At 66.0% G+C, this 18,605-nt stretch carries 28 protein-coding genes and 1 pseudogene; 14 read left to right on the top strand and 15 right to left on the bottom strand.

Annotation, left to right across the window (positions count from 1 at the left end; translation table 11 throughout):
- Positions 1 to 37 precede the first annotated feature (37 nt).
- Entirely contained in the window at positions 38 to 181 is a 144-nt protein-coding gene (locus ACQP1O_RS19180) for a hypothetical protein (RefSeq protein ID WP_433567115.1), read from the bottom strand.
- Positions 181 to 753, bottom strand: a complete 573-nt coding sequence (locus tag ACQP1O_RS19175) for an ADP-ribosyltransferase (RefSeq protein WP_433567114.1) — start codon at positions 751 to 753, stop codon at positions 181 to 183. Before ACQP1O_RS19175 ends, ACQP1O_RS19180 begins: the two co-directional genes overlap by 1 nt.
- Positions 754 to 1,641: 888 nt before the next feature.
- On the opposite strand from ACQP1O_RS19175, the gene ACQP1O_RS19170 reads away from it, so the two are divergent.
- On the top strand, positions 1,642 to 2,136 hold the full coding sequence (locus ACQP1O_RS19170) for a GyrI-like domain-containing protein (RefSeq protein ID WP_433567113.1): 495 nt from the start codon (positions 1,642 to 1,644) through the stop codon (positions 2,134 to 2,136).
- Positions 2,137 to 2,485: 349 nt separating this feature from the next.
- On the opposite strand, the gene ACQP1O_RS19165 is transcribed toward ACQP1O_RS19170, so the two are convergent.
- The gene (locus tag ACQP1O_RS19165) at positions 2,486 to 2,743 is read right to left on the bottom strand and encodes a hypothetical protein (protein ID WP_433567112.1); all 258 of its coding nucleotides are present in this window, start codon (positions 2,741 to 2,743) and stop codon (positions 2,486 to 2,488) included.
- A 248-nt stretch (positions 2,744 to 2,991) separates the two neighbouring features.
- Here ACQP1O_RS19165 and ACQP1O_RS19160 point away from each other — a divergent pair, with 248 nt between their 5' ends.
- Both ACQP1O_RS19160 and ACQP1O_RS19155 read left to right on the top strand, forming a co-directional pair.
- Positions 2,992 to 3,615 (top strand): dihydrofolate reductase family protein, encoded by a 624-nt coding sequence (locus ACQP1O_RS19160; protein WP_433567111.1) that lies wholly within the window; start codon positions 2,992 to 2,994, stop codon positions 3,613 to 3,615.
- A 31-nt stretch (positions 3,616 to 3,646) separates the two neighbouring features.
- Complete coding sequence (locus ACQP1O_RS19155; RefSeq protein WP_433567110.1) at positions 3,647 to 4,450, top strand: alpha/beta fold hydrolase; 804 nt, start codon at positions 3,647 to 3,649, stop codon at positions 4,448 to 4,450.
- Positions 4,451 to 4,465: 15 nt separating this feature from the next.
- Here the strand turns inward: ACQP1O_RS19155 and ACQP1O_RS19150 are convergent, their stop codons facing one another.
- Positions 4,466 to 4,765 (bottom strand): hypothetical protein, encoded by a 300-nt coding sequence (locus ACQP1O_RS19150; protein ID WP_433567109.1) that lies wholly within the window; start codon positions 4,763 to 4,765, stop codon positions 4,466 to 4,468.
- Between the two features lie 58 nt (positions 4,766 to 4,823).
- Positions 4,824 to 5,180 carry a hypothetical protein gene (locus ACQP1O_RS19145; protein WP_433567108.1) on the bottom strand — a complete coding sequence of 119 codons (357 nt, stop codon included), beginning with the start codon at positions 5,178 to 5,180 and terminating at the stop codon, positions 4,824 to 4,826.
- Positions 5,181 to 5,928: 748 nt separating this feature from the next.
- Between ACQP1O_RS19145 and ACQP1O_RS19140 the strand changes: the two genes are divergently transcribed.
- The 3 genes from ACQP1O_RS19140 to ACQP1O_RS19130 all read left to right on the top strand — a co-directional run bounded on the left by ACQP1O_RS19140 (position 5,929) and on the right by ACQP1O_RS19130 (position 7,040).
- Positions 5,929 to 6,405, top strand: a complete 477-nt coding sequence (locus ACQP1O_RS19140) for an ADP-ribosyltransferase (RefSeq protein ID WP_433567107.1) — start codon at positions 5,929 to 5,931, stop codon at positions 6,403 to 6,405.
- Between the two features lie 95 nt (positions 6,406 to 6,500).
- A complete protein-coding gene (locus tag ACQP1O_RS19135; protein ID WP_433567106.1) occupies positions 6,501 to 6,653 on the top strand; it encodes a hypothetical protein in 153 nt (50 codons plus the stop codon).
- Positions 6,654 to 6,752: 99 nt separating this feature from the next.
- Complete coding sequence (locus tag ACQP1O_RS19130; protein WP_433567105.1) at positions 6,753 to 7,040, top strand: Scr1 family TA system antitoxin-like transcriptional regulator; 288 nt, start codon at positions 6,753 to 6,755, stop codon at positions 7,038 to 7,040.
- A 344-nt stretch (positions 7,041 to 7,384) separates the two neighbouring features.
- Here ACQP1O_RS19130 and ACQP1O_RS19125 read toward each other — a convergent pair whose 3' ends face one another.
- Genes ACQP1O_RS19125 through ACQP1O_RS19115 form a run of 3 tightly spaced genes read right to left on the bottom strand, consistent with a single transcriptional unit; the run spans position 7,385 to position 8,877 of the window.
- Positions 7,385 to 7,735, bottom strand: a complete 351-nt coding sequence (locus tag ACQP1O_RS19125; protein ID WP_433567104.1) for a transposase — start codon at positions 7,733 to 7,735, stop codon at positions 7,385 to 7,387.
- Between the two features lie 30 nt (positions 7,736 to 7,765).
- Positions 7,766 to 8,314 (bottom strand): hypothetical protein, encoded by a 549-nt coding sequence (locus ACQP1O_RS19120; RefSeq protein WP_433567103.1) that lies wholly within the window; start codon positions 8,312 to 8,314, stop codon positions 7,766 to 7,768.
- Positions 8,311 to 8,877, bottom strand: a complete 567-nt coding sequence (locus tag ACQP1O_RS19115) for a nitroreductase/quinone reductase family protein (protein WP_433567102.1) — start codon at positions 8,875 to 8,877, stop codon at positions 8,311 to 8,313. The genes ACQP1O_RS19120 and ACQP1O_RS19115 overlap by 4 nt, the downstream gene beginning before the upstream one ends.
- 627 nt (positions 8,878 to 9,504) lie before the next feature.
- Here ACQP1O_RS19115 and ACQP1O_RS19110 point away from each other — a divergent pair.
- Positions 9,505 to 9,699, top strand: coding sequence for a hypothetical protein (locus ACQP1O_RS19110; RefSeq protein WP_433567101.1), 195 nt, complete (start codon positions 9,505 to 9,507; stop codon positions 9,697 to 9,699).
- Between the two features lie 135 nt (positions 9,700 to 9,834).
- On the top strand, positions 9,835 to 10,797 hold the full coding sequence (locus ACQP1O_RS19105) for an ATP-dependent DNA ligase (protein ID WP_433567100.1): 963 nt from the start codon (positions 9,835 to 9,837) through the stop codon (positions 10,795 to 10,797).
- A 91-nt stretch (positions 10,798 to 10,888) separates the two neighbouring features.
- On the opposite strand, the gene ACQP1O_RS19100 is transcribed toward ACQP1O_RS19105, so the two are convergent.
- The gene (locus ACQP1O_RS19100; protein ID WP_433567099.1) at positions 10,889 to 11,242 is read right to left on the bottom strand and encodes a hypothetical protein; all 354 of its coding nucleotides are present in this window, start codon (positions 11,240 to 11,242) and stop codon (positions 10,889 to 10,891) included.
- 140 nt (positions 11,243 to 11,382) lie between these two features.
- Between ACQP1O_RS19100 and ACQP1O_RS19095 the strand changes: the two are divergent.
- Positions 11,383 to 11,688: pseudogene (locus tag ACQP1O_RS19095) on the top strand (beta-class carbonic anhydrase); the annotation flags it as partial.
- A 43-nt stretch (positions 11,689 to 11,731) separates the two neighbouring features.
- Here the strand turns inward: ACQP1O_RS19095 and ACQP1O_RS19090 are convergent.
- Positions 11,732 to 12,970 (bottom strand): thiolase family protein, encoded by a 1,239-nt coding sequence (locus tag ACQP1O_RS19090; protein ID WP_433567098.1) that lies wholly within the window; start codon positions 12,968 to 12,970, stop codon positions 11,732 to 11,734.
- A gap of 153 nt (positions 12,971 to 13,123) precedes the next feature.
- Between ACQP1O_RS19090 and ACQP1O_RS19085 the strand changes: the two genes are divergently transcribed.
- Entirely contained in the window at positions 13,124 to 13,264 is a 141-nt protein-coding gene (locus ACQP1O_RS19085; protein ID WP_433567097.1) for a hypothetical protein, read from the top strand.
- 223 nt (positions 13,265 to 13,487) lie between these two features.
- Positions 13,488 to 13,637, top strand: a complete 150-nt coding sequence (locus ACQP1O_RS19080) for a hypothetical protein (RefSeq protein ID WP_433567096.1) — start codon at positions 13,488 to 13,490, stop codon at positions 13,635 to 13,637.
- A 216-nt stretch (positions 13,638 to 13,853) separates the two neighbouring features.
- Here the strand turns inward: ACQP1O_RS19080 and ACQP1O_RS19075 are convergent, their stop codons facing one another.
- A complete protein-coding gene (locus ACQP1O_RS19075) occupies positions 13,854 to 14,408 on the bottom strand; it encodes a nitroreductase/quinone reductase family protein (protein ID WP_433567095.1) in 555 nt (184 codons plus the stop codon).
- 176 nt (positions 14,409 to 14,584) lie between these two features.
- Complete coding sequence (locus tag ACQP1O_RS19070; RefSeq protein WP_433567094.1) at positions 14,585 to 15,358, bottom strand: SDR family oxidoreductase; 774 nt, start codon at positions 15,356 to 15,358, stop codon at positions 14,585 to 14,587.
- A gap of 91 nt (positions 15,359 to 15,449) precedes the next feature.
- On the opposite strand from ACQP1O_RS19070, the gene ACQP1O_RS19065 reads away from it, so the two are divergent.
- Positions 15,450 to 15,608, top strand: coding sequence for a hypothetical protein (locus tag ACQP1O_RS19065; RefSeq protein WP_433567093.1), 159 nt, complete (start codon positions 15,450 to 15,452; stop codon positions 15,606 to 15,608).
- Between the two features lie 55 nt (positions 15,609 to 15,663).
- On the top strand, positions 15,664 to 15,885 hold the full coding sequence (locus ACQP1O_RS19060; RefSeq protein WP_433567092.1) for a hypothetical protein: 222 nt from the start codon (positions 15,664 to 15,666) through the stop codon (positions 15,883 to 15,885).
- Between the two features lie 86 nt (positions 15,886 to 15,971).
- Here ACQP1O_RS19060 and ACQP1O_RS19055 read toward each other — a convergent pair whose 3' ends face one another.
- The 3 genes from ACQP1O_RS19055 to ACQP1O_RS19045 all read right to left on the bottom strand — a co-directional run bounded on the left by ACQP1O_RS19055 (position 15,972) and on the right by ACQP1O_RS19045 (position 17,406).
- Positions 15,972 to 16,121, bottom strand: coding sequence for a hypothetical protein (locus tag ACQP1O_RS19055; protein ID WP_433567091.1), 150 nt, complete (start codon positions 16,119 to 16,121; stop codon positions 15,972 to 15,974).
- A gap of 11 nt (positions 16,122 to 16,132) precedes the next feature.
- Positions 16,133 to 16,285 (bottom strand): hypothetical protein, encoded by a 153-nt coding sequence (locus ACQP1O_RS19050; protein ID WP_433567090.1) that lies wholly within the window; start codon positions 16,283 to 16,285, stop codon positions 16,133 to 16,135.
- 188 nt (positions 16,286 to 16,473) lie between these two features.
- Entirely contained in the window at positions 16,474 to 17,406 is a 933-nt protein-coding gene (locus ACQP1O_RS19045; protein ID WP_433567089.1) for a LysR family transcriptional regulator, read from the bottom strand.
- A gap of 272 nt (positions 17,407 to 17,678) precedes the next feature.
- Here ACQP1O_RS19045 and ACQP1O_RS19040 point away from each other — a divergent pair, with 272 nt between their 5' ends.
- Positions 17,679 to 18,602, top strand: coding sequence for a zinc-binding dehydrogenase (locus tag ACQP1O_RS19040; protein WP_433567088.1), 924 nt, complete (start codon positions 17,679 to 17,681; stop codon positions 18,600 to 18,602).
- Positions 18,603 to 18,605: the final 3 nt, after the last annotated feature.

Here is an 18,605-nt window from a genome sequence, read left to right as displayed (position 1 = left end):
ATTGGCCGGGCCCGTGTGAACGCCATGTGAGATGAGGCTATTTGCCGTCCTTGCTAGCGGTGGTGCTGCGGCGGCGGATCTTGATGCCGAGCTTCTCGGCTTCACGGCGACGTGCCTCGCGCTGTTCCGGCGTCAGCTGCACACGGATTGCACGCATCGCTTCCTGCGTCAACGCACCCACTAGCGACCTCCCGTCACAAATGCCTGTATACGCCACATGCTACGCGTCGTATCCCACTCGACACCAACGATGTAGTAGCTGCGCGCGTCGATGAGCAGCACCTCCCGCTCGTCGGGCAGCTCGGCGAGCTCGCCCAGCCGCAGGGCTGGGGTGCCCGCAGGCACGATCAGGTCCAGGATCACAGGGTCGCGGTGGAGACTCGAGCGCGGCGGATTTTCCAGCCCGCACGTCGACATGAATCCTTCGTGCGTGAACTCCTCCTCCACCAGGGCGTATGCCGAATCCTCGTCGACGATGCCGTACAGAGCGGCCTCGGATTCTCGCGTCACGCGTACAGCCTCGGATAGCGGGTACTTCGCGAGACCAGAGCGGATCAGGCCGATGTAGCGCTGCAGCACGGGCGTCATCGGACTGTGCCCCCATAAGGCATCATTGACCAGTTCGAAGAGGTTGAGGGCGTACGCGCGGATCGCTCCACTCTCTTCAGAGGTAAGAAGGGTGAGGTCCTGGCCGACGAGTGCTATCTCGGCCAACGGTGTCCTCTGGAAATCGTCGTCATCCACTTCCGCCACATGCGGATTGTTCCGCATCACGGTTCCCGCCGAACACACATGCCTCGACGGCCACACCATTTTCTCCGGTTTCGCAGCCGTGATCGGTCGTCTTCTCAGGGCCCGCATCGCTGAGCGGTCTGGGACTGGTTGAGCTGAGCAGCGCGGGAGTGAAATCCCAGCTGTACTACATGTATTGCCTCCGAACGAATTCCGCGCACGCAACCGCGTAGGCTGCGAGGAATCGTCCACGCACCCTTGGGAGGAGAAGTTACGCGCCCAGTTCGCCGTGGACGGCCGAAGCCGCCACCACGAGATGTCGGGCTCTTCCCCGCCCCCTCACCAAACCCATCCCGGGCGAACAACGGCACGAAACCGCCGAAGGGAAGCACTCGAAATCCGTTGCCTTCCTCCATGATCAACGACGGCAACTAGATCAGCGAACCGCGACAATCAGTTTCATGGTGCTCGACGCGGCAGTGCCGTCAGGAGCGCCCCCAACGGCCCAGCAGCCCTGAATGGACCAAAATTACCCACGATCAGGGATCATGTCTTGATTGCAGACTGTTCGCTGAGGTGAACGCCGAAGACGTCGTTATCTCAGTCCGCACCGTCTCCCGCGGACCGAGCCACCGCTCGCTCCGGGACACCGGAACCCGGCCCGCCGACCACGCGACGCTGGCGCAGCGAGGACCAGCACAGCGGTCATCACGGGTGCAACCGGCACAGCAGTCGAGACCGCACGTCGGAGGTGCCGAGTTCGGCGACGACGTCGGGCAGCACGGGCCAGTCGGCAGGTCAGAGAGAGGCTTTCGCTCACCCACCGGGCAACCCGCGCGATGAATTTCACGCTGCCAGGTCGTCAACATCGAGAAAGCGAGCAAAGGCCACGAACGAGAGGTTGACCAAGTGACCAGTAGTACATCCCAAAGCCGGCCAGGTGCCACCGAACCTGCCCTGATAACGATTCAGCCAACGCTCACCGCGGCCATCCGCCGTGTCATTCCCACGACGGACATCGCGCAGTTCTTCGACATCTCGTTCCGCACCCTGCCCGAGACGATCTCCGGGCAGGGAATCGGCATCACCAGCCCCGCGTTCTGCCTCTACCACGGGCCTTTCACCGACACCGTCGATCTCGAGGTCGGATTCGCCACGGACCGGGCGATCCGCCGTCACGGCGAAGCCGGCGCCAGCGCACTGCCCGGCGGACGCATAGCCCAACTCGTTCACTGCGGAGGGTTCGACGGACTCGCCGCGTCCTGGGCACGGCTGCTCTCCTGGGTCCAAGACCAGGGACTGAATGCGGGAACGACAATGTGGGAGGTCTACCTGACGAAACCCTCACCGGAAATGGACCCCCGCGACCTACGTACCGAACTCAACCTGACTCTCACCAGCTGATCGACCGCGCTTCGGAACCCTCTACTGCTTCATACCCCACAGGATCTAGCCGCCACGACTTCACCCAGGTCAGCGTCCACTGGCAGAGCTACTCAACAGCTGAACCTTTCGCTGCAGGCTCGACCCCAGTGCCGGACGGTGTTCAGCGGTATCGGATGCACCTGGGCCGCAGTCACTCTCGCAGTCGGCCGCCCCGTCCTGACCGGTTCTGTCAACGCGGGGCAGCCGAATAGGGTTCGTCTGGCGGTGTGTGGGTGGGTCGGTCAGTTCATGCTTACGGCAAGGGGATCGCCGTCGACCCGATAGCGTCGAGGTGCGCTGCGACCAGGGGGATGGCCACGGTTTCGCGTCATTGGACGACGTCGAGGGCCGGGTGCACGTTGAGCTCAAATACCACCCCGGCGTTCTTGGTGCACAGATCCACTCCACCGAAGGGCAGTCCGAGGGACCGGGTTGCGGCACAGGCCAATTGCGCAAGATCGACGGGCAGGGACGCGGTGAGACGCAGGTAGGAGCAGGCGCCTTTGGCATCGTTGCACGGGGCGTCAGGATCGTCCTGGATGTGCTCGACGACACGCAGAACGCGACGGGACTTGTTGAACACCAAGCTTTTTCGACACCTTTTCCGACACATGCTCGATCGAGTCGACCAGGACTGCACCTCCGGCGGGTGAGGTGTCGCAAATCGTTTTCCGAACGTGACGATTCGTACTCGAGCTGCCGACGACCGGACAGCGGACCGAGTCGATATGAGCTGAGTCACAATTCGCTGCCTGGGCGGTCCCGATGTCGAAACCTGCGCTGCCCGTTCGAGGAGTACGCGAACGGCATCCCGGAAGACATCGAGGAGATGACATGCCCAACGTTCGCACCGATATGACGGTGTCATTGGATGGCTATATCTGTGGGCTCGCCGCGCAGCAGCCGCCCTACCTGGACAAGGGGTTCTTTCGGATCACCGAATGGGCTGTCGCGCATCAGGCGTGGCGTGAACGTGCGGGGTTCGACGGCGGATTGCAGGGTGCCGACGACGCGCTGCTGAAGGAGATGTTCGCCCAGGCCGGCGCGTATGTGATGGGGCGCAGGATGTTCGACTCCGGAGAGGAGCCGTGGGGCGAGTCCCCGCCGTTCCGTGCACCGGTGTTCGTCGTCACTCATCGTGCGCGCGAACCGCTGATCCGCGAGGGCGGCACGACTTTCCATTTCGTCACCGACGGCCTGGCGGGCGCGATTGAGCGTGCGAAGGCCGCCTGTGGTGACCGGAATGTGCATATCAGCGGCGGCGCGGCGATCGTGCAGCAGGCGATCGCCGAGGGGCTGCTCAACGAGATGCACGTGCACATTGCACCGGTGCTGCTCGGGCAGGGCACCCGTCTGTTCGAACAACTGCCCGACACCGTGATCGAGTTGGACCGATTCCATGTCCTCGATTCGCCTGCCATCACCCACCTCGGCTTCCGGTTCCCCACCGCCGCCTGACCGCGACCAACCATCGAAAGGCACGAGTTCCATGACCAGTCCCGTCCTGACCGCCGTCCATTCCATCGACGGCAGCACGATCGCCGTCGAAACCATCGGCTCCGGTACACCGGTGATCCTCATCGGCGGCGCATTCAACGACCGCTCGACCGTCGCCGCGCTCGCCGCGACCCTGGCCCCGCACGTCACCGCGGTCAGCTACGACCGCCGCGGCCGTGGCGGTAGCACCGATGTCCGCGGCGATTTTGCCGTCCAATCCGAGATAGACGATCTAGCAGCGGTGATCGAGCATGTAGGCGGTGCCGCGCACGTGTTCGGTCATTCCTCCGGTGCCGCCCTGGCTTTGGAAGGCGTGCTGCGCGGGCTGCGCATCGACAAGGTCGCCGTGTACGAGATGCCCGCGGTGGTCGACGGCAACCGCGCCGAACCGCCGGCCGACGTCTTCGATCGGCTCGTCGCCCGCCTTGCTCGCGGCGACTACGACGGTGCGGCTGAACTGTTCCTCACCGAGCAGGTCGAGGTGCCGGCGCCGATCGTGGCCGACATGCGGAACGCACCGGTGTGGGAATTCCTGCGTGCCCAGGCCAACAGCCTGCCCTACGACGTCGCCGTATCCGGTCCCCAGATGCGTCTGCAGACCGACCGCTACGCCACGATCACCATCCCGGCGCTGGTCGTCAACGGCGATCAGACCTGGCCCTGGATCCAGACCGCGAACCAGGCCTTGGCCGCCGCCATCCCGGACGCACGCCGGGTGGTCCTGCCCGGCGCCGATCACGAAATCCTCGGCCGGCCCGAACTGCTCGAGCCGTTGCTGCTCGACTTCTTCGGCTGAGCAGGCGCACGGCGCTCATGTACCCGCACTTGCGGGTCGAGGGCGAGGAAGTCCCAGAGCCGTCCAGGACGGCGGCCGCGCCGCGCAGAGGTTGGGGCCGAACGGGCTGAAGCGGGCGGGGACGGCGTTGGCCGGGTCTGAATTCACAGGCCCGGTCGACGTCGCGCCGCTCAGTTGGTGGGTGTCGGCCGCGGCGCTGAGCGGCGTACCGTGCGCGTGCACTCCATGGACCGCCTCGCCCGCAACCTCGTCGAGATCCTCCTGGCGGACGGTGTTCTGGTCGACGGTGCTGACCCGGATGTAGCCCACCCGCATGGCTATCGCGTCTCCTTGCTCGTTGCGGTGTCGAAGGCCCGGTGGGAAGCTCCAGCTGTTACCCCGCCTCGGTGTCGATGTAGCGCCACTGGATGCGGGTCACAGTGCTCTCGGGTGTGCAGCCTCGGTGGGAGTTGCAGAAGAATTCCAGAAACTCGGCCACAGACATCGCCGGGAATCCCTCGGCCACAACCTCATCCGGGGTGATGGCGTCGAGGCGCTCGCGAGCCACGGCCACGACCTCGACGTCCACGATGCATACCAGCGGCTCCACCCGGCCATCGGCGCGCCGGCGGCCCATCACCTTGCGGCACAGCGTCAGCCGGTCCCCGGCGCGCAGGCCGCGCCATCCCATTCGCCGCGTGACCGTCTTCGTGCGCGCCTGAACCTGCGGCTCGGTCAGCGATACCGCCATCAATCTCGGCATGACCCTCACCCACCTGCCAAAGTGTCAGTCTGAGGTCTGAGACATCAGCAGACCTATGTCAGGAAATACCCCCAAAAGACCCCAGATCAACACTTTCGGCGGAGGTCGGCGTGTGGAGCTGGGTGTACCCCAAACCGACACCAACCGAAGAATTCGAGCCGAGGTCCAGCAATAGAGCCCTGCCCCTCTTCGCCAAGAGATAACAGGGCCGGGCGTGCATCGCGAAACGACATTCGATGATGCGGACAAGATCAATGTGACCCCCACGTACTCCGTGATGCCGACGACCGCTACTGACCGTCGAATCCATCTGCAGCACAGCCTGAATCACCTACTTGCTCGCACCGGCGGACGGATGACGCGAACCGTGATATCCACGGATCCGGGCCGTGTGACCACGCAGTGATCGGTGCCGATCACAACCGGATTCCATTGGCCCAGTATGGCTTCGGGGTGGAAGATCCGCTGAACGACGCAACGCCCGCGCGCGGCGACGTCGCCAGTGGTTGGTCCACTGACCTCCCACACCTGAGCGGCGGCCCCGGAAAACCGATGCATGCCGACGTGCCCGTCCTGCTCGATCGTGACCGCCACCAGATCCCGGCTGCCGCCCTGTTTCGGCCGGAGCGGCGCACAGGCTGCAGGTAGACGTTCCCTGCCAAGGGAATTCGGTTCTCGTCTCGCCGCCGACAGGCTCGACCGCGCTGCGGGACACATAATAGGGAACAATCCGGGGGTGCCAGACGACGACTACGGGTTCGGCGACATTCCCCTCGCCGATACGGCCTTGGCCGGGCAGAACCTCGACCTGCTGACCACCGACGAACGCAGTGCGATCGAGGTGTACGCGCACAACGGGTTCGAATTCATCAACCCGGCTATGCGTGGTCGGATCCCGATGACGAGCGCGGTGGCGCGGCGGATCGCGCTCATCCGCTCCGGGCTGGCCAAGTTTCCGATCCCGGTGACGGTCCGCGTCAGCCGCGAGGTCGACGCGGCACTCTGCGGCATCACCGACGAGATCTCGGCCCAGTCGCTGATCGATGAGAAATTCACCGAACCCGCGTTCCTGTCGACCAGCGGCCTGGCCGACCCGCCTCGCGACCTGCGCCGCACCGACCCGGCCGTGCTCGAGCTGATCCTCCCCGCGGGAACACCCGCCCTGCGCCTGGGCGCACTCGCTGCGGTCCCCGCCGGGCGGGAGGTCTGCTGATCGACGCTTCGTCGTACCTTGTCGTCGCCGTCAGCAGGCAGGCCAAAGGGAGTAGGGTGTGGCGCATTCAGGCACTGGTGATGGAGGGCGGATGGGTGAGCGCACTGACACAGGACACCTTGCGCCCCGTCCGGGTCGCGCGTACTCCCGAGGAAAAGGCCGAACGCCGCCGCCAAGCCGAGAAACTTCTTGGCCGCCCGCTCCCGCCGCATCCCGCTCAAGCCAGCACCGCGCCCGGCGACCACTGAGCCGGTCGGAGACCGAACACGGGCGCCGGACACTCTCTTCTGCCACATACCGCTGACCGAACCGGCCAGGCTCTGGCTCACGGTGGGCGACGCTGAGACATGGTCGGTCAGCTGACCGACCATGCCGAACTGATGTCCAACCCACGAGTGAGGCTCGGCATCCTGCCGTTGGACGCCGAATACCGCTGCCCTGCAATAAACTTTGTCATCTACGACCGAAAGCAAGTACTCACCGAAACCGTTTCGGCCGAGCTCACGATCATGCGTCGGTCTGAAATCCTGCTGCACGAGAAGACATTTGGCATTCTCGGCGAGCAGGCCGTCTACGGCGACCGCGCCCGCGCTCTGCTCGATGCTCTGATCGACCGCCGACGAAACGCTCAGTAACGAGCCTCGAGCTCGTCGTTGTCGGCCTGGGACGCGAGCTCGGCGAGGCCGCGCAACCGCGCGAGAACCACCTCGGCCGCCGCGCCGGGCCGATTCGTGCCGCCACCGCCGCCAGCACGCCGCCAAGCATCGGCAGGGCGAACAGCTCAAGATTCTCGTCGACCTGGGCCCGGATCGACCGCCAGCCGCACCGCCCGCAACAATTCGGCCACGTCGGACACGATGCCGTCCTCGACGTAAGCGACGACGGCAAGTAGAATGGTGGCGCGAATTCCCCCACTGTGAAAGCGAATTCCTCACCGGGACAGACTGATATGCCGATCTGAGCTTCTCCGATGGGGAGATCACGTCCCCTCGTCGAACAGAGCACACGCGGCATGGGTCAACACCAGCGCGGCCTCCAACCGGGCGATGCGCCCGGCCAGCTCGTCGGCGTCCGTGCTCGACACTCGGTCGCGGACTCTCGCATCCATCAGCGCCTGGGCCTTCCAGCGGAACAATGTCGCCGGCGAAATGTCTGTCTCCGAGGTGATCTCAGCAACGGGTTCGCCGCTACACAGCCACGCAGATAGCTGACGATGCAAGGACTGCGAATATGACTTCGGCACAGTGACGGGGCGGCCAGGTCGGCGACGGCATATCCGACGCCCGGTCCGCAATAGCGGTGCACAGTGTGGCGACCTCGTCGGGTCCATGCGTGGGTCGCACGCCGATCGCCACCGGTGTCATGCGGTCGTGCCGGTGGCCGAGGAGTGCGGTACTGGTGGAGGGCGTTTGAGCAGCACGCCGACCAGCGCCCATACGCTGCACAGGAATCCGGCAGCGAAGCAGACGCCCCGCACGTAGACACCCCACACCGTGAACGTGTCGAACGCGTGCTGCAACGCAGCGGTATCGGTGTCGGCGACCGTGCCCACATGCTGCATCGTCGGGGCAGCGATCACGGTGGAGACGATCGCCCCGAGCACGGCCACCACTGCCAGGTACAGCGGCACCCGCACCGCGCGCCATACCGACCGATCCCGCCCGCAGGCGATCACCGCCGCGAAAACCAGGCCCCACCAGAGGATCCCGCCGACCGGGTACACCACCTCACCCGGCCCCAGATCCGCATGCCGACTGTAATCGGCCCACGCCACCACCCCCAGATCACGCCAGGCGACCGTGGCGACCAGCGCACGGTCCAGCAGCGATCCGAACAGCCCGCCGACCACCACAGTCGCGACAACCAGGGCCTCGGCGACCGTCAAGCGGCGAGCCGATCGCCTGGTCACGGCTGCACTCCCCGGGCCGGTGTGACGGCCTGGTAGTCGATTCGGAACACTGGGTATTGTCTCGAAATTCGGGCAAGGTCCTCGGCCGAGGGTTCGGTGCTGACGCCGAAGTAGTGCCGTGCCTCGCTCGTCTTGCTCCACGAGCGTGCCTTGCGGCCGGCGCGGGTGAGACAGGCGCGAATTACCTCCGGCCATTCAGCGGCCGGGACTTCGGCGAGAGTGGCGCCACGGCGTTCACGACGCCCGACCACCACATGCCCCGCCGCCGCACGGGTGTTGCGCACCCACTCGGATTCTCCGGCCAGCGATACCAGGTAGTGCCGTCCGTCGTATTCGATACGAACCAGGTTGGTGCGCCGGATGATTCCGGAATGCCGTCCCGGAACCTCCAGAACGACAGCATATTCCGGACTCGAGCCGAGGGACGTGAGTGCCGCTGCAATGGGTTGCAGCCGCCGATACAGCCATGGCGGAGGTCGGTAGCCGGTGAAACCGGTGTAGTCCACCGGGCCGATCACCCCGGCCAGGTGCCGGGCGTTGCGATGTTTGTAGTCGGCGCACATCGTCCTGCTCTCCGCTCGACGAGATACAAGGTGCTCATCTCGTCGATGGCGCGGACGGCTGATCCCGGAAGCCGATGTCGGGAAGCTGCTCATTGGTGGTCCTCCACTCGACGAGATCCCCACCCCTTTCGGATGTGACCGTCTCGCGAAATCAACGAAGCTGTTCAGCCCCCGCCTCGAACCGTGCCCTGCGCGTCGACGTAACCCGAACATATCCCCACCCGATCCCCCAGGGCCAGAATTCCCTGACGGATGTGGCGGAACTTCACATTTGCTGGTGTTTTAATCTCCGTGCCGCCATCGATTCACCCAGCAGACATCACTGATTCTCGCGATGGTTACTTTCGATGGTGTAGTCCAATATCCGTGGTGACTCGCGCGGAGACCGGATCTCCGTCGGGGTGTAGACCCGGGAATTGGCTCGTACGTAGCCTTCCGTTGACCTTGAATGCTTACTGTGGGACAGGTCGGCCCCTTCTGCGGTGGCGCAGACCCCTCGGCATTGCCGCCGGGCCTTCGTGGCTTTCCTCGCGCGCGGTCGACCTCGGCGTACACCGCCGCCGCGAGTTGAGAATCCCAGCCCGCCCGGTGAGACCGGGCGCCGGGCAGGGATTCAGAAGGTGCGCCATGACAGCAACCCCACACGAACCACGCGGTGACAGGCCCGCCCACCGACAGGGAAAGCGGCATCCGACCCCACCCACCATCACCAGCGATTCCGATGACGATGTGCCGGTGGTGCACTGGCCCGAGCCGAGTCGGCTCGAATCGTGGTGGCACGCGGTCATGCACCCCGCCGCCGAGCCACCCACCCCCACCTGACCAGAACCGGCTCGATCGGCACACGGCGGTAGTTCCCGGCACGGACCGGACGACGAACTCCACCAGGGGATACGAGATTCCGAAGCCTCACGATAATGCGACCGTTCGGTATCTTTTGCGGGTAGCGTTCGGCGTATGGTGCGCCATCCGGCGCCGATGCTCGCCACGGCCGGCCCGGCTCCCGCCGACGACGACACCCGGTACGCCTACGAATGGAAATACGACGGAATCCGCTGCCTGGCATGGATCTCCGACGGCGTGTGCCACATGGTCTCCCGCAACGGCAACTCATTGAACGCGGCCTTCCCCGAGATCTCGCGCGCTGTGGTGTCGCTGGCGGCGGGGCGGGAGATGACCCTCGACGGTGAACTCGTGGCACCGGACCGCGACGGGGTGCCGCGGTTGGCCCGGATCGGGCGCCGCCTGGGCGTGAGCAGACCGAGCCGGTCGCTGATCCACGCCGTGCCGACGTGCCTGTACGTGTTCGACCTGCTCGGCTTCGGCGGCCGTGACCTGCGCACGCTGACCTACCTGCAACGCCGCGAACACCTCGAACGCCTGGGCCTGCCCCACGGCCACATCCTGTTGTCGCCGTCCTACCGCGGTATCCCGGTCTCGCGGATGCTGGCCGTCGCCGCCGAGCACGGCATCGAGGGCGTGATCGGCAAGCGTGTGGACAGCACCTACCGTGCCGGGCGGTCGCAGGCGTGGCGCAAGCTCCCGCTGCGCCGGTCCACCGAGGTGGTGGTGGTCGGCTGGCTGGCCGGCCACACCGGCAGCGAGGTGTTCGGGTCCCTGCTCGTCGCCGCCCACGACGAGCGCGGGCAGCTGGTGCTGCTCGGCGCGGTCGGGACCGGGTTCAGCGACACCGCCCGCCACTCGCTGCAACACCAGCTGGCGGCCCTGGCCGTCGCCGCTCCGCCGGTCACCGGTGAGATCCCGCCCTCGATCGCGGCCAGCGCGCACTGGGTCGCCCCGCACCTGGTCGGCGATGTCGCCTACCGCGAACGCACCGCCACCGGCCTGCGCCACCCGTCCTGGCGCGGACTGCGCTTCGACCGCTCACCGACGGAAATCTCGGTTCCCGAGCATGGCTGATCTTACGAACGCAAGGCGGTCGGCCATCGCTATCCGGGTACATCGGCGTGACGGCAGTCCTGCGCGTCGCGAGGACCGTCACGGTGGTGAACTACTCGATATCCGCGATCTCCCTTGGAGGGCCCGGCCGATGGATCGAACTACTTACCTGCTTCATCAGGTTCACACCGCCAAGCTCGCCACCGATATCAGCGCCGATGTTGTCTCGACATGGCTGATCCGGCAGGGCAGACCACGCGAAGCGCTGCTGGTGGCGCACACCGCAGCAGCAGTCGCATCCGCGTTGGTGATACGGCTGGATCTGTCTGCACTCGCTGATACCCGACGAGGCCGATACGTTCTCGAGCACATGCCACCGGCCGCCCAGGCTCTGCGCTACCTCGGTCAGATCCTCGCGTGGCGCGCCGCCTATCGCCACCATGCGGCCGGTGTCGTATTCGGACACTTCCTCATCGTTGTCGGCTGGTCACACGGGCTCTTGCCGCGTAGGTGTGATGCGCCTGAGCAGTCCGACTGATCGAACGCCCCGGCGGCCTGCCAGTCCGCAACCTGCGCCATCCGGAATGCGGGCGGGGCGATCACCGGATCACCGATGACGAGGCACGGTCGCTGGCGATCAGTCAGCGGTTGCTCGGCACGACGGAGATCATCCTTATCCCCCATACCGACTGCGGCATGCTGACTTTCATCGACGATCAGTTCAAGCGCGCCATAAAAGGCGAGATCGGGGTCGAGCCGGCCTGGTCCGCGGACGCCTTCCCCGACCTCGACGAGGATGTGCGGCAGTCGATTCGGCGCATCGAGAACAGCCCCTTGATCACGAAGACGACCTCGCTGCGTGGCTTCGTCTTCGACATCGCCACCGGCAAGTTCATCGAGGTCGTCTCCTAACCTCCCAGGGGAGCCCCGTTTGTCGTTTCCCTCGCTGAGGTTGTCAGGCGGCGGCCGGGTTTTCGAGGACGATCGCGACTCCTTGACCGGATCCGATGCAGACCCCGATTGCGCCGTAGCGTGCATTGCGTTCCCGCAGTTCGGTGGCCAGGGTCAGGACGTAGCGGGCGCCGGTGGCGCCGAACGGGTGACCGATCGCCACCGCGCCGCCGTTCGGTGTCAGCTTCTCGTCGGGGATGGTGAAACCGCCCAGCTGGTTGGGCAGTTCGCGCAGCACACCCAGGGCTTGGGCGCTGAAGGCCTCGTGTACTTCCCAGACGTCGATTTGTTCGGGTGTCAGGCCCGCGCGTTGGATCGCCAGGGGCAGCGCCCACGCCGGAGCCAGACCCATGAACAGCGGATCGATCCCGTACACCGCGGACGACACCACCCGCGCGAGCGGTTCGACGCCGAGTTCGGCTGCTCGTTCACCCGAAGCCAGCACCAGCGCGCTGGCTCCGTCGGTCAGCGGAGTCGAGTTCCCGGCTGTCATCTGCGTCGTCCCCGGCTGCGGGGGCAGCGCCGCCAACCGTTCGGCCGTCGTGTCGTCCCGGATGAATTCATCGTGCTCGAACAGGCGGGCGGGGGTCTTCCTGGTCGCGGCGATCTCGACCGGCATGATCTCCTTGGCCAGCCGTCCGGAGTCCCTGGCCGCCTTGGCATTTCGCTGTGTCCGGAGCGCGAACGCGTCGATCTCGTCACGGGTCAGCCCATAGCGGTCGGCGACGTTTTGTGCCGTCTCGATCATTCCGATGTAGGCATTGCGTGCCAGCAGCGCCGGATTGGCCGGACCGCCCGCACCCGCCCACATGGTATCGAGCAAGACAACCGGGCCACGGGGCCCGAACGGGGAATCGCCCTTCATGTACGCCCATCCCGACCGCGACATCGACTCGACGCCGCAGGCGATCCCGACGCCCAGGTCCCCCGCTTTGATCGCGTGCGCGATATTGATGGTGGCGCTCAGGGACGACCCACAGAACCGGTTGATCGTCGCCCCGGCCACCGTGTCGGGGAATCCCGCCGCCAGCGCCGCCCACCGCGCGACATCACCCATCCCTTCGTGGGCCGGATTGACGCAGCCCGCGACAATGTCCTCGATCTGATCGAGACCCACGCCGACGCGCTCGCACGCGCCCTTCATAGTCATCCCCAGCAGGTCGTCGGCCCGAATGTGCGACAGCGAACCACCGTATCGGGCGAATGGGGTCCGGACACCACCGAGCACGAACGCTTCCGTCATCACGATCTCCTTCGAGAGTGTCCTCAGGGTTTCGACGAGCCAGCCGTCGTTGCCGCTTCCGATCTTGCCTCCATTCCGAGGAAATCCGCGACACCAGTCGCACACTCGAGGACATCCCAGACGACCGGTCTTCGAGACCGGGCTGGATCCGCGGTGCAAATAACCGTCCGCAGCGACCCGAGCGGCACTCGCTACCAACGCATCCTCACCGTGCCCTTCGGTGCGAAGGTTTCCCTGCCCGCCACGGTGAACGTCGAACTGGATACCGGCCTTCTCATGGATCGGGTCCGCTAACCACCACGCTTCGTTGAGAGTTGGTGTGCCCGGAGCGATTTCCCCGTTGTGCCGCAAGGTGATGGGCCGGCGCCGCGACCGCGAGCTTCTCCTCGACAAGGTCTCGCAGCAGCGGATTCCGCGCCAGCTTGGCTGGTTTCGGCCGTCGCGCGCTGATACGCCTGATGGGGGGCGTCTTCGTGGCTGCGATGCGCTGGATGATGGGGCTTCAGGACAATGAAGATTGGACCTACCTGCTGACCTCTGCTCTCATAGGGATCAGCGTTTATGCCGCGCCATCGTCTACGTCTTCGCCCTCTCGCGGCTGTGGCTGGTGGTCGCTGCCATCCTCATCCCGACGGGCATCATCTACTTCCTCGGCGAGCAGGAGTGAAACCGCCGACATGCCGGTGCCACGCAACCTTGCCCGCGGTCGGGCGCTCTCGCGCATCCGAACAGGGACGCCCCGGGTACATCGGCGTGGCGGCAGTCCTGGTCGAGGTGGAGATACCTACGATGGTGGCCTGCGGTCACCTCCCTGCTTCGGTGACCAGCTAACCCCGCCCGGTCGATCCCTCGGAGGCCGGGCGGGTCCATGACCGGGATCCGGTCAGGGGGCGTTGCAGACGATGCGTGGCACCTGAGCCACATTTCGCCGTCGGAATCGTCGGTGCTGAGCTCGGCGGCCGGGTTGCCGACCAGAAACGCAGGCACCGAAGGCAATTGGGCCTGAACTGACCGATTGTGGGTCAGGCGTGTGGAGGGATGACCCGATTCCTACCGGCGCCCCTGGATCGCCGCCACGGACCACGCGAGACCGCATGTCAGCGGTTGGTGAGGGCGAAGATTCGGAGGTTGCGGTCGGTGCGGCCCCTGGTAGACGGCGTAGACGCCGGCAAATTCGACGAATTGCTTGTAGAGGCGGTCCCTGTCGGTGCCGGTAATCGGGGTGGCCAGGACGGGGATGCCGCGTCCTGGCCATCGTCACAGTGGCCTCGGACTGAGCCAGCAGGTTCGATGTCCACACCGGGTGATGGTCTTGGCCGAAGTTGCTGCCCAAGACCACCAGTCGGTCGCCGTCGCGCAAGTACACCAGCGGGCTCGTGCGACGCTGCCCGGACTTGCAGCCGATGGTGTTCAGCAGAACTGGGCTTATGCACTGCACGGACAGTGCCGACTCGGAAAATTTTCTGCGGCAGCCGGGCGGCCCCCTGGGACGTTAACTGCCGGATCCGAGCAGGTTCGAACTGCCGGATCCGGTGCAGGTGCCCTGCTGCGGGGGGCTGCGGGGGTGGGTGATCCCGGTGGCGCGGCATCCACGGACACCGTGAGCGTTCCCGGTCAGGACGGCTGCCGGGTAGGCATGATCGTGATTTGCTGCAGGTTCACATGCGCGGGCTGGGACGCCAGGAAGTTGACGGTCTCGGCGATGTCCTCCGGGTCGAGCCAGGTCATCGCCTGTTTCGAAGCTTCGAGCCATTCCCGTGCACCGGCGTCGGTGACATGGCTTTCCAGCTCCGTGCCGACGATGCCCGGCTCGATCGCCGAGACTCGGACGTCTTTGGCCCCAAGTTCCGCGCGCAGGGTGCGCGACAGGTGCGTCACGTAGGCCTTGGTGCCCGAGTACACCGCGAAGTTCGGGAAGATGTTCTGCGCGGCGATCGACGACGTGTTCACCAGGTCGGCCACGCCTTTGTCGGCGGCCGCGGCGATCAACTGCGGAACGAACGCGCCGATGGCGTTCATCAGGCCGGTCACATTCAGATCGATCTGCCGCTGCCACTGATCGATCCGCAGTTCGTCGACGGGTGCGGGCAGCATGACACCCGCATTGTTGAACAGCAGGTCGACGGTGCCGAGTTCGGTGGCCACGCGCTCAGCCGCGGCGCGCATAGCCTCCGCATCGGTGACGTCGACAGGCAGGGCCAGCGCCGTCCCGCCCGCATGTTCGATCTCCTTGGCCAGGTGTTCGAGTCGATCGGCCCGGCGGGCGAGCACGGCCACCTGCGCTCCGGAGGCGGCCAGCCGCTTGGCGGTTGCCGCGCCGATACCGCTCGAGGCGCCCGTCACGACGGCGACGCGACCGGCGAGGGTGGGGGTGTTCTGAGTAGTCATGGGGGTGCTCGTCTCCTTGTGTCGTCCGCGGCGAGTGAGCCGCGTATCCGAGACAACTGCAGAAACAGGGGTTCCCGGCAGATTGGGAGCCATGGAGCACAACGCCGAGCTGAAGGAGTTCGTGCACACCCGCCGCGCGCGCCCGAACGTCGATGACATCCAGATCGGCGGAACGGGCGGGGTGCGTTGGGTGCCGAGACTGCGCCGTGAGGACGTAGCTCAGCTCACCGGTGTGAGCGTAGCCTACTAGCTCGAACAAGGGCGCAACATCAACGTTTCCAACGAGGTCCTCGACGCCGTGGCCCGTGGTGGAAGCCGAGGTCGTGGGAGTGGAGTCCGAGCCGGGAGAGCCTCTGCGGCTCCGTCGCGAGGCCAAAGGTCCATCGGGCATCGGGATCGTGCTGTTCGCAACCCCGCAGGGCATCGCGACGATCATCAACAGCAATATCGTCAAACCGGAACTGCTCGACGACTTCACTGGTACCGCGGTCGACCAGTTCCTGCGGGGCGCCCGCCCTATCGAGTAGTGCCACGACCAATGGCCCGCTCCCAATCCTGGCTCATGACGGTCGGGGACCAGGCATGATCAGCTGCCGCGTTCAGGACCACGGGATCATGCGGCGGTGGCCTTCGGGTAGTGCGGTCGGACGTTGATCGCGAGGACGCGGTCGAGCACTCGGTCCGGCAACACCCGTGACAGGCGGGTGATCATGGCTGCGGCCCGGCCCACGGTATAGCGGGTGCGGGGCTTCCCGGCAGTCACAGCCTTCGCGATCACCTGGCCGCGTCGGCGGCGGTCCTGCCGTTCGGAATGTGGTGGGCGGCATGCGCATTCACCGCCTGGACCAGGCTGCCGTAGCGGTCACGCTGGTCCGGTGACATGGCGGCGGCCTGCTGGTTCGTGGCAGCGATGACCCGGTCCGACATCTGCGTGCGGACCGCGCCCGCGAGGCCGAGGCCGCCCAGCGTGGCCGCGATGGAGGAGAAGGCCAGTTACCCGGGCGCGGCCACCTTCTATTACCCGGAAATAACCCGGCAACGGACCGGGACGCCTATTCAACTTGTCGAATCGATAATGACGATGCGCATGATATGACCGGAGTCACCGATGAGGATCATCCGGCCGCCGCTTGCGCGAGGGGCGCCTCGGAAATGTCGGGATCCTCGGGGGCGCCGGCCCGGCAGGTCTCGACGAGTTGCCGGACGGCAGGCGTCAATTCGCGCACGACCAGCGAGGTCTGCACCACGATCTCCGGATCGGTCAGACGACGGAAGGCTACCCGCCGGGTAGGCAGTGCGGTGGCGGCCTCCTCGTAGAGGACGGTCCACGACGGCTGCCCGGATCCCAAGAGCGCCAAGGTGTTCTGCACGGTGGTGAAGGCGCTTCCCAGCCGTGGAGTGAAACCTGCCGACCCGCACGCCTGCAACACCGTATCAACGAACGTGCGACTGGATTCCCGCGTGGAAAGCCGCAGCGGAATCGCCGCCAGCCGCTGGAAGGGCAGGGTCGATTCCCCGGCCAGGGGATGTTCGGCCGGGAGCGCCGCGACCAAGCGATCGGACCACAGCGGAATGACATGCAGCCCGGAAATCGGCCGCAGCATGCGGATGAACGCGGCGTCGAGCTGGCGGTCGGCCACCCGGGCCAGCCGCTCGGAGGCCGGCAGGCTCTCCAGCACGATCCGCGTCGTCGGCGCCTGGTCGTACAACATCGCCAGAATGTGCTCGAGGCGCGTGGTCATCCCCTCGGCGGTGCCGATTCGCAACTGCGCCTGCACGTTCTCGCGGTGGGCGAGATCCTCGGCGAGGGTGCTGAACTCGTCGGCCGCGCCCAGGACGATCCGGGCCTGCTCGAGCAGCCGATGCCCGGCAGGGGTCAGGTCGACGCCGGCGGCGGTGCGATCGAACAACCGCAGGCCGAGCTCGCTCTCGAGCGCCCTGATGCGCTGGCTGACGGCAGGCTGCACGATGTGCAATCGGCGGGCCGCACGTCCGAAGTGCAATTCCTCAGCGACCGTGACAAAGCTCGCGAGATGCCTGAGTTCCATACACTCCCCCGTTGTGCGGTAACTGGTTCGCCGGAAATCCTACCACTCGACGATGAGAAAGGCCGGTTTGTCAGACCCTAAAAGATACCTGCCCGTCCCCCAATAGAGAGAGCAGTGTAGTTATATTCCCCCCGATGCAGTGATCTCGATCACTGCACCCGACAGGGTGATAATTCTTCGTGATCGGCCGATTAAAAGCCGTTCCTTCTCAGTTTCGACTACGGATGGAAGTATCCGAAGAGAACCTATCAGCGCAGGAAGAGAGGGAACGAATGCGAGCAGTAATCAATAACCCGAGCGGTGATTCGCCGGTCTGCTTCGGAGATGTCGACGAACCAGTCCCCGCGCCACACGAGGCTCTCGTCGCGATCCGCGCGTTCTCCCTCAACCGCGGCGAATTGGCGCTGCTGGGGATTCGCCCCGAGGGCTGGCGGCCCGGCCAGGACATCGCCGGCGTGGTGATCGAGAGCGCGGCCGACGGCTCGGGCCCGCAGCCCGGCGCCCGCGTGGTGGGCATGGTCGAGCAGGCCGGCTGGTCCGAGCGCGCGGCGGTGTCCACTTCACGGCTGACCGTGCTCAGCGACGAACTCACCATGGAACAGGCCGCCGCCCTGCCGATGGCGGGTCTGACCGCCCTGCGCACGTTGCGCATCGGCGGTAGCGTGCTGGGCCGCAAGATCCTGATCACCGGCGCCAACGGCGGCGTCGGACGTTTCCAGGTGCAGCTGGCCGCGCTGTCGGGCGCGGTCGTCAGCGCGGTCACCACGCAGGCCGCCCAGGTCGCCGAGGAGCTCACCGCCCTGGGCGCCGCCGAGGTGGTGGCCGATGTCGAAAGCGCCACCGGGCCTTTCGATTTGGTCCTGGAATCGGTGGGCGGCGCGGCCCTGACCGGTGCGCTGGCCACGCTGGTTCCGGGCGGCACCGTGGTCGTGCTGGGCAGCAGTTCGGGCGAGAAGGCGCCGCTGGACGTGTACAACTTCATCGGCCATGAGGGCGCCCGCCTTCAGAACTACATCTCTTATGCCGCAACCGATCCCGACGACGTGGACCTCGCGATCCTGGTGTCGCTGGCGGCGTCGGGCCGGCTGGTGGCGACGCCGGGCCACGTGTCGGGCTGGGGCGAGCTGGGCAAGATCGTCGAGCGCATGCGGCAACGCGAGCTGCCCGGCGGCAAGGTCGTCCTCGTCGTCGACTGAGGA

Source organism: Nocardia sp. CA-151230 (assembly GCF_050942175.1).
GTDB lineage: Bacteria > Actinomycetota > Actinomycetes > Mycobacteriales > Mycobacteriaceae > Nocardia.
The sequence above is the reverse complement of the archived record's forward strand: the minus strand, read 5'-3'. Positions and strand labels throughout refer to the sequence as shown.

Excerpts from the sequence above, each read along its gene's own strand:
- ACQP1O_RS19160 (WP_433567111.1), top strand. The coding sequence starts at position 2,992 with ATGCCCAACGTTCGCACCGATATGACGGTGTCATTGGATGGCTATATC.
- ACQP1O_RS19155 (WP_433567110.1), top strand. The coding sequence starts at position 3,647 with ATGACCAGTCCCGTCCTGACCGCCGTCCATTCCATCGACGGCAGCACG.
- ACQP1O_RS19150 (WP_433567109.1), bottom strand. The coding sequence starts at position 4,765 with ATGCGGGTGGGCTACATCCGGGTCAGCACCGTCGACCAGAACACCGTC.
- ACQP1O_RS19145 (WP_433567108.1), bottom strand. The coding sequence starts at position 5,180 with ATGGCGGTATCGCTGACCGAGCCGCAGGTTCAGGCGCGCACGAAGACG.
- ACQP1O_RS19130 (WP_433567105.1), top strand. The coding sequence starts at position 6,753 with ATGGTCGGTCAGCTGACCGACCATGCCGAACTGATGTCCAACCCACGA.
- ACQP1O_RS19125 (WP_433567104.1), bottom strand. The coding sequence starts at position 7,735 with ATGGACCCGACGAGGTCGCCACACTGTGCACCGCTATTGCGGACCGGG.
- ACQP1O_RS19115 (WP_433567102.1), bottom strand. The coding sequence starts at position 8,877 with ATGTGCGCCGACTACAAACATCGCAACGCCCGGCACCTGGCCGGGGTG.
- ACQP1O_RS19110 (WP_433567101.1), top strand. The coding sequence starts at position 9,505 with ATGACAGCAACCCCACACGAACCACGCGGTGACAGGCCCGCCCACCGA.
- ACQP1O_RS19105 (WP_433567100.1), top strand. The coding sequence starts at position 9,835 with ATGGTGCGCCATCCGGCGCCGATGCTCGCCACGGCCGGCCCGGCTCCC.
- ACQP1O_RS19090 (WP_433567098.1), bottom strand. The coding sequence starts at position 12,970 with ATGACGGAAGCGTTCGTGCTCGGTGGTGTCCGGACCCCATTCGCCCGA.
- ACQP1O_RS19070 (WP_433567094.1), bottom strand. The coding sequence starts at position 15,358 with ATGACTACTCAGAACACCCCCACCCTCGCCGGTCGCGTCGCCGTCGTG.
- ACQP1O_RS19065 (WP_433567093.1), top strand. The coding sequence starts at position 15,450 with ATGGAGCACAACGCCGAGCTGAAGGAGTTCGTGCACACCCGCCGCGCG.
- ACQP1O_RS19050 (WP_433567090.1), bottom strand. The coding sequence starts at position 16,285 with ATGTCGGACCGGGTCATCGCTGCCACGAACCAGCAGGCCGCCGCCATG.
- ACQP1O_RS19045 (WP_433567089.1), bottom strand. The coding sequence starts at position 17,406 with ATGGAACTCAGGCATCTCGCGAGCTTTGTCACGGTCGCTGAGGAATTG.
- ACQP1O_RS19040 (WP_433567088.1), top strand. The coding sequence starts at position 17,679 with ATGCGAGCAGTAATCAATAACCCGAGCGGTGATTCGCCGGTCTGCTTC.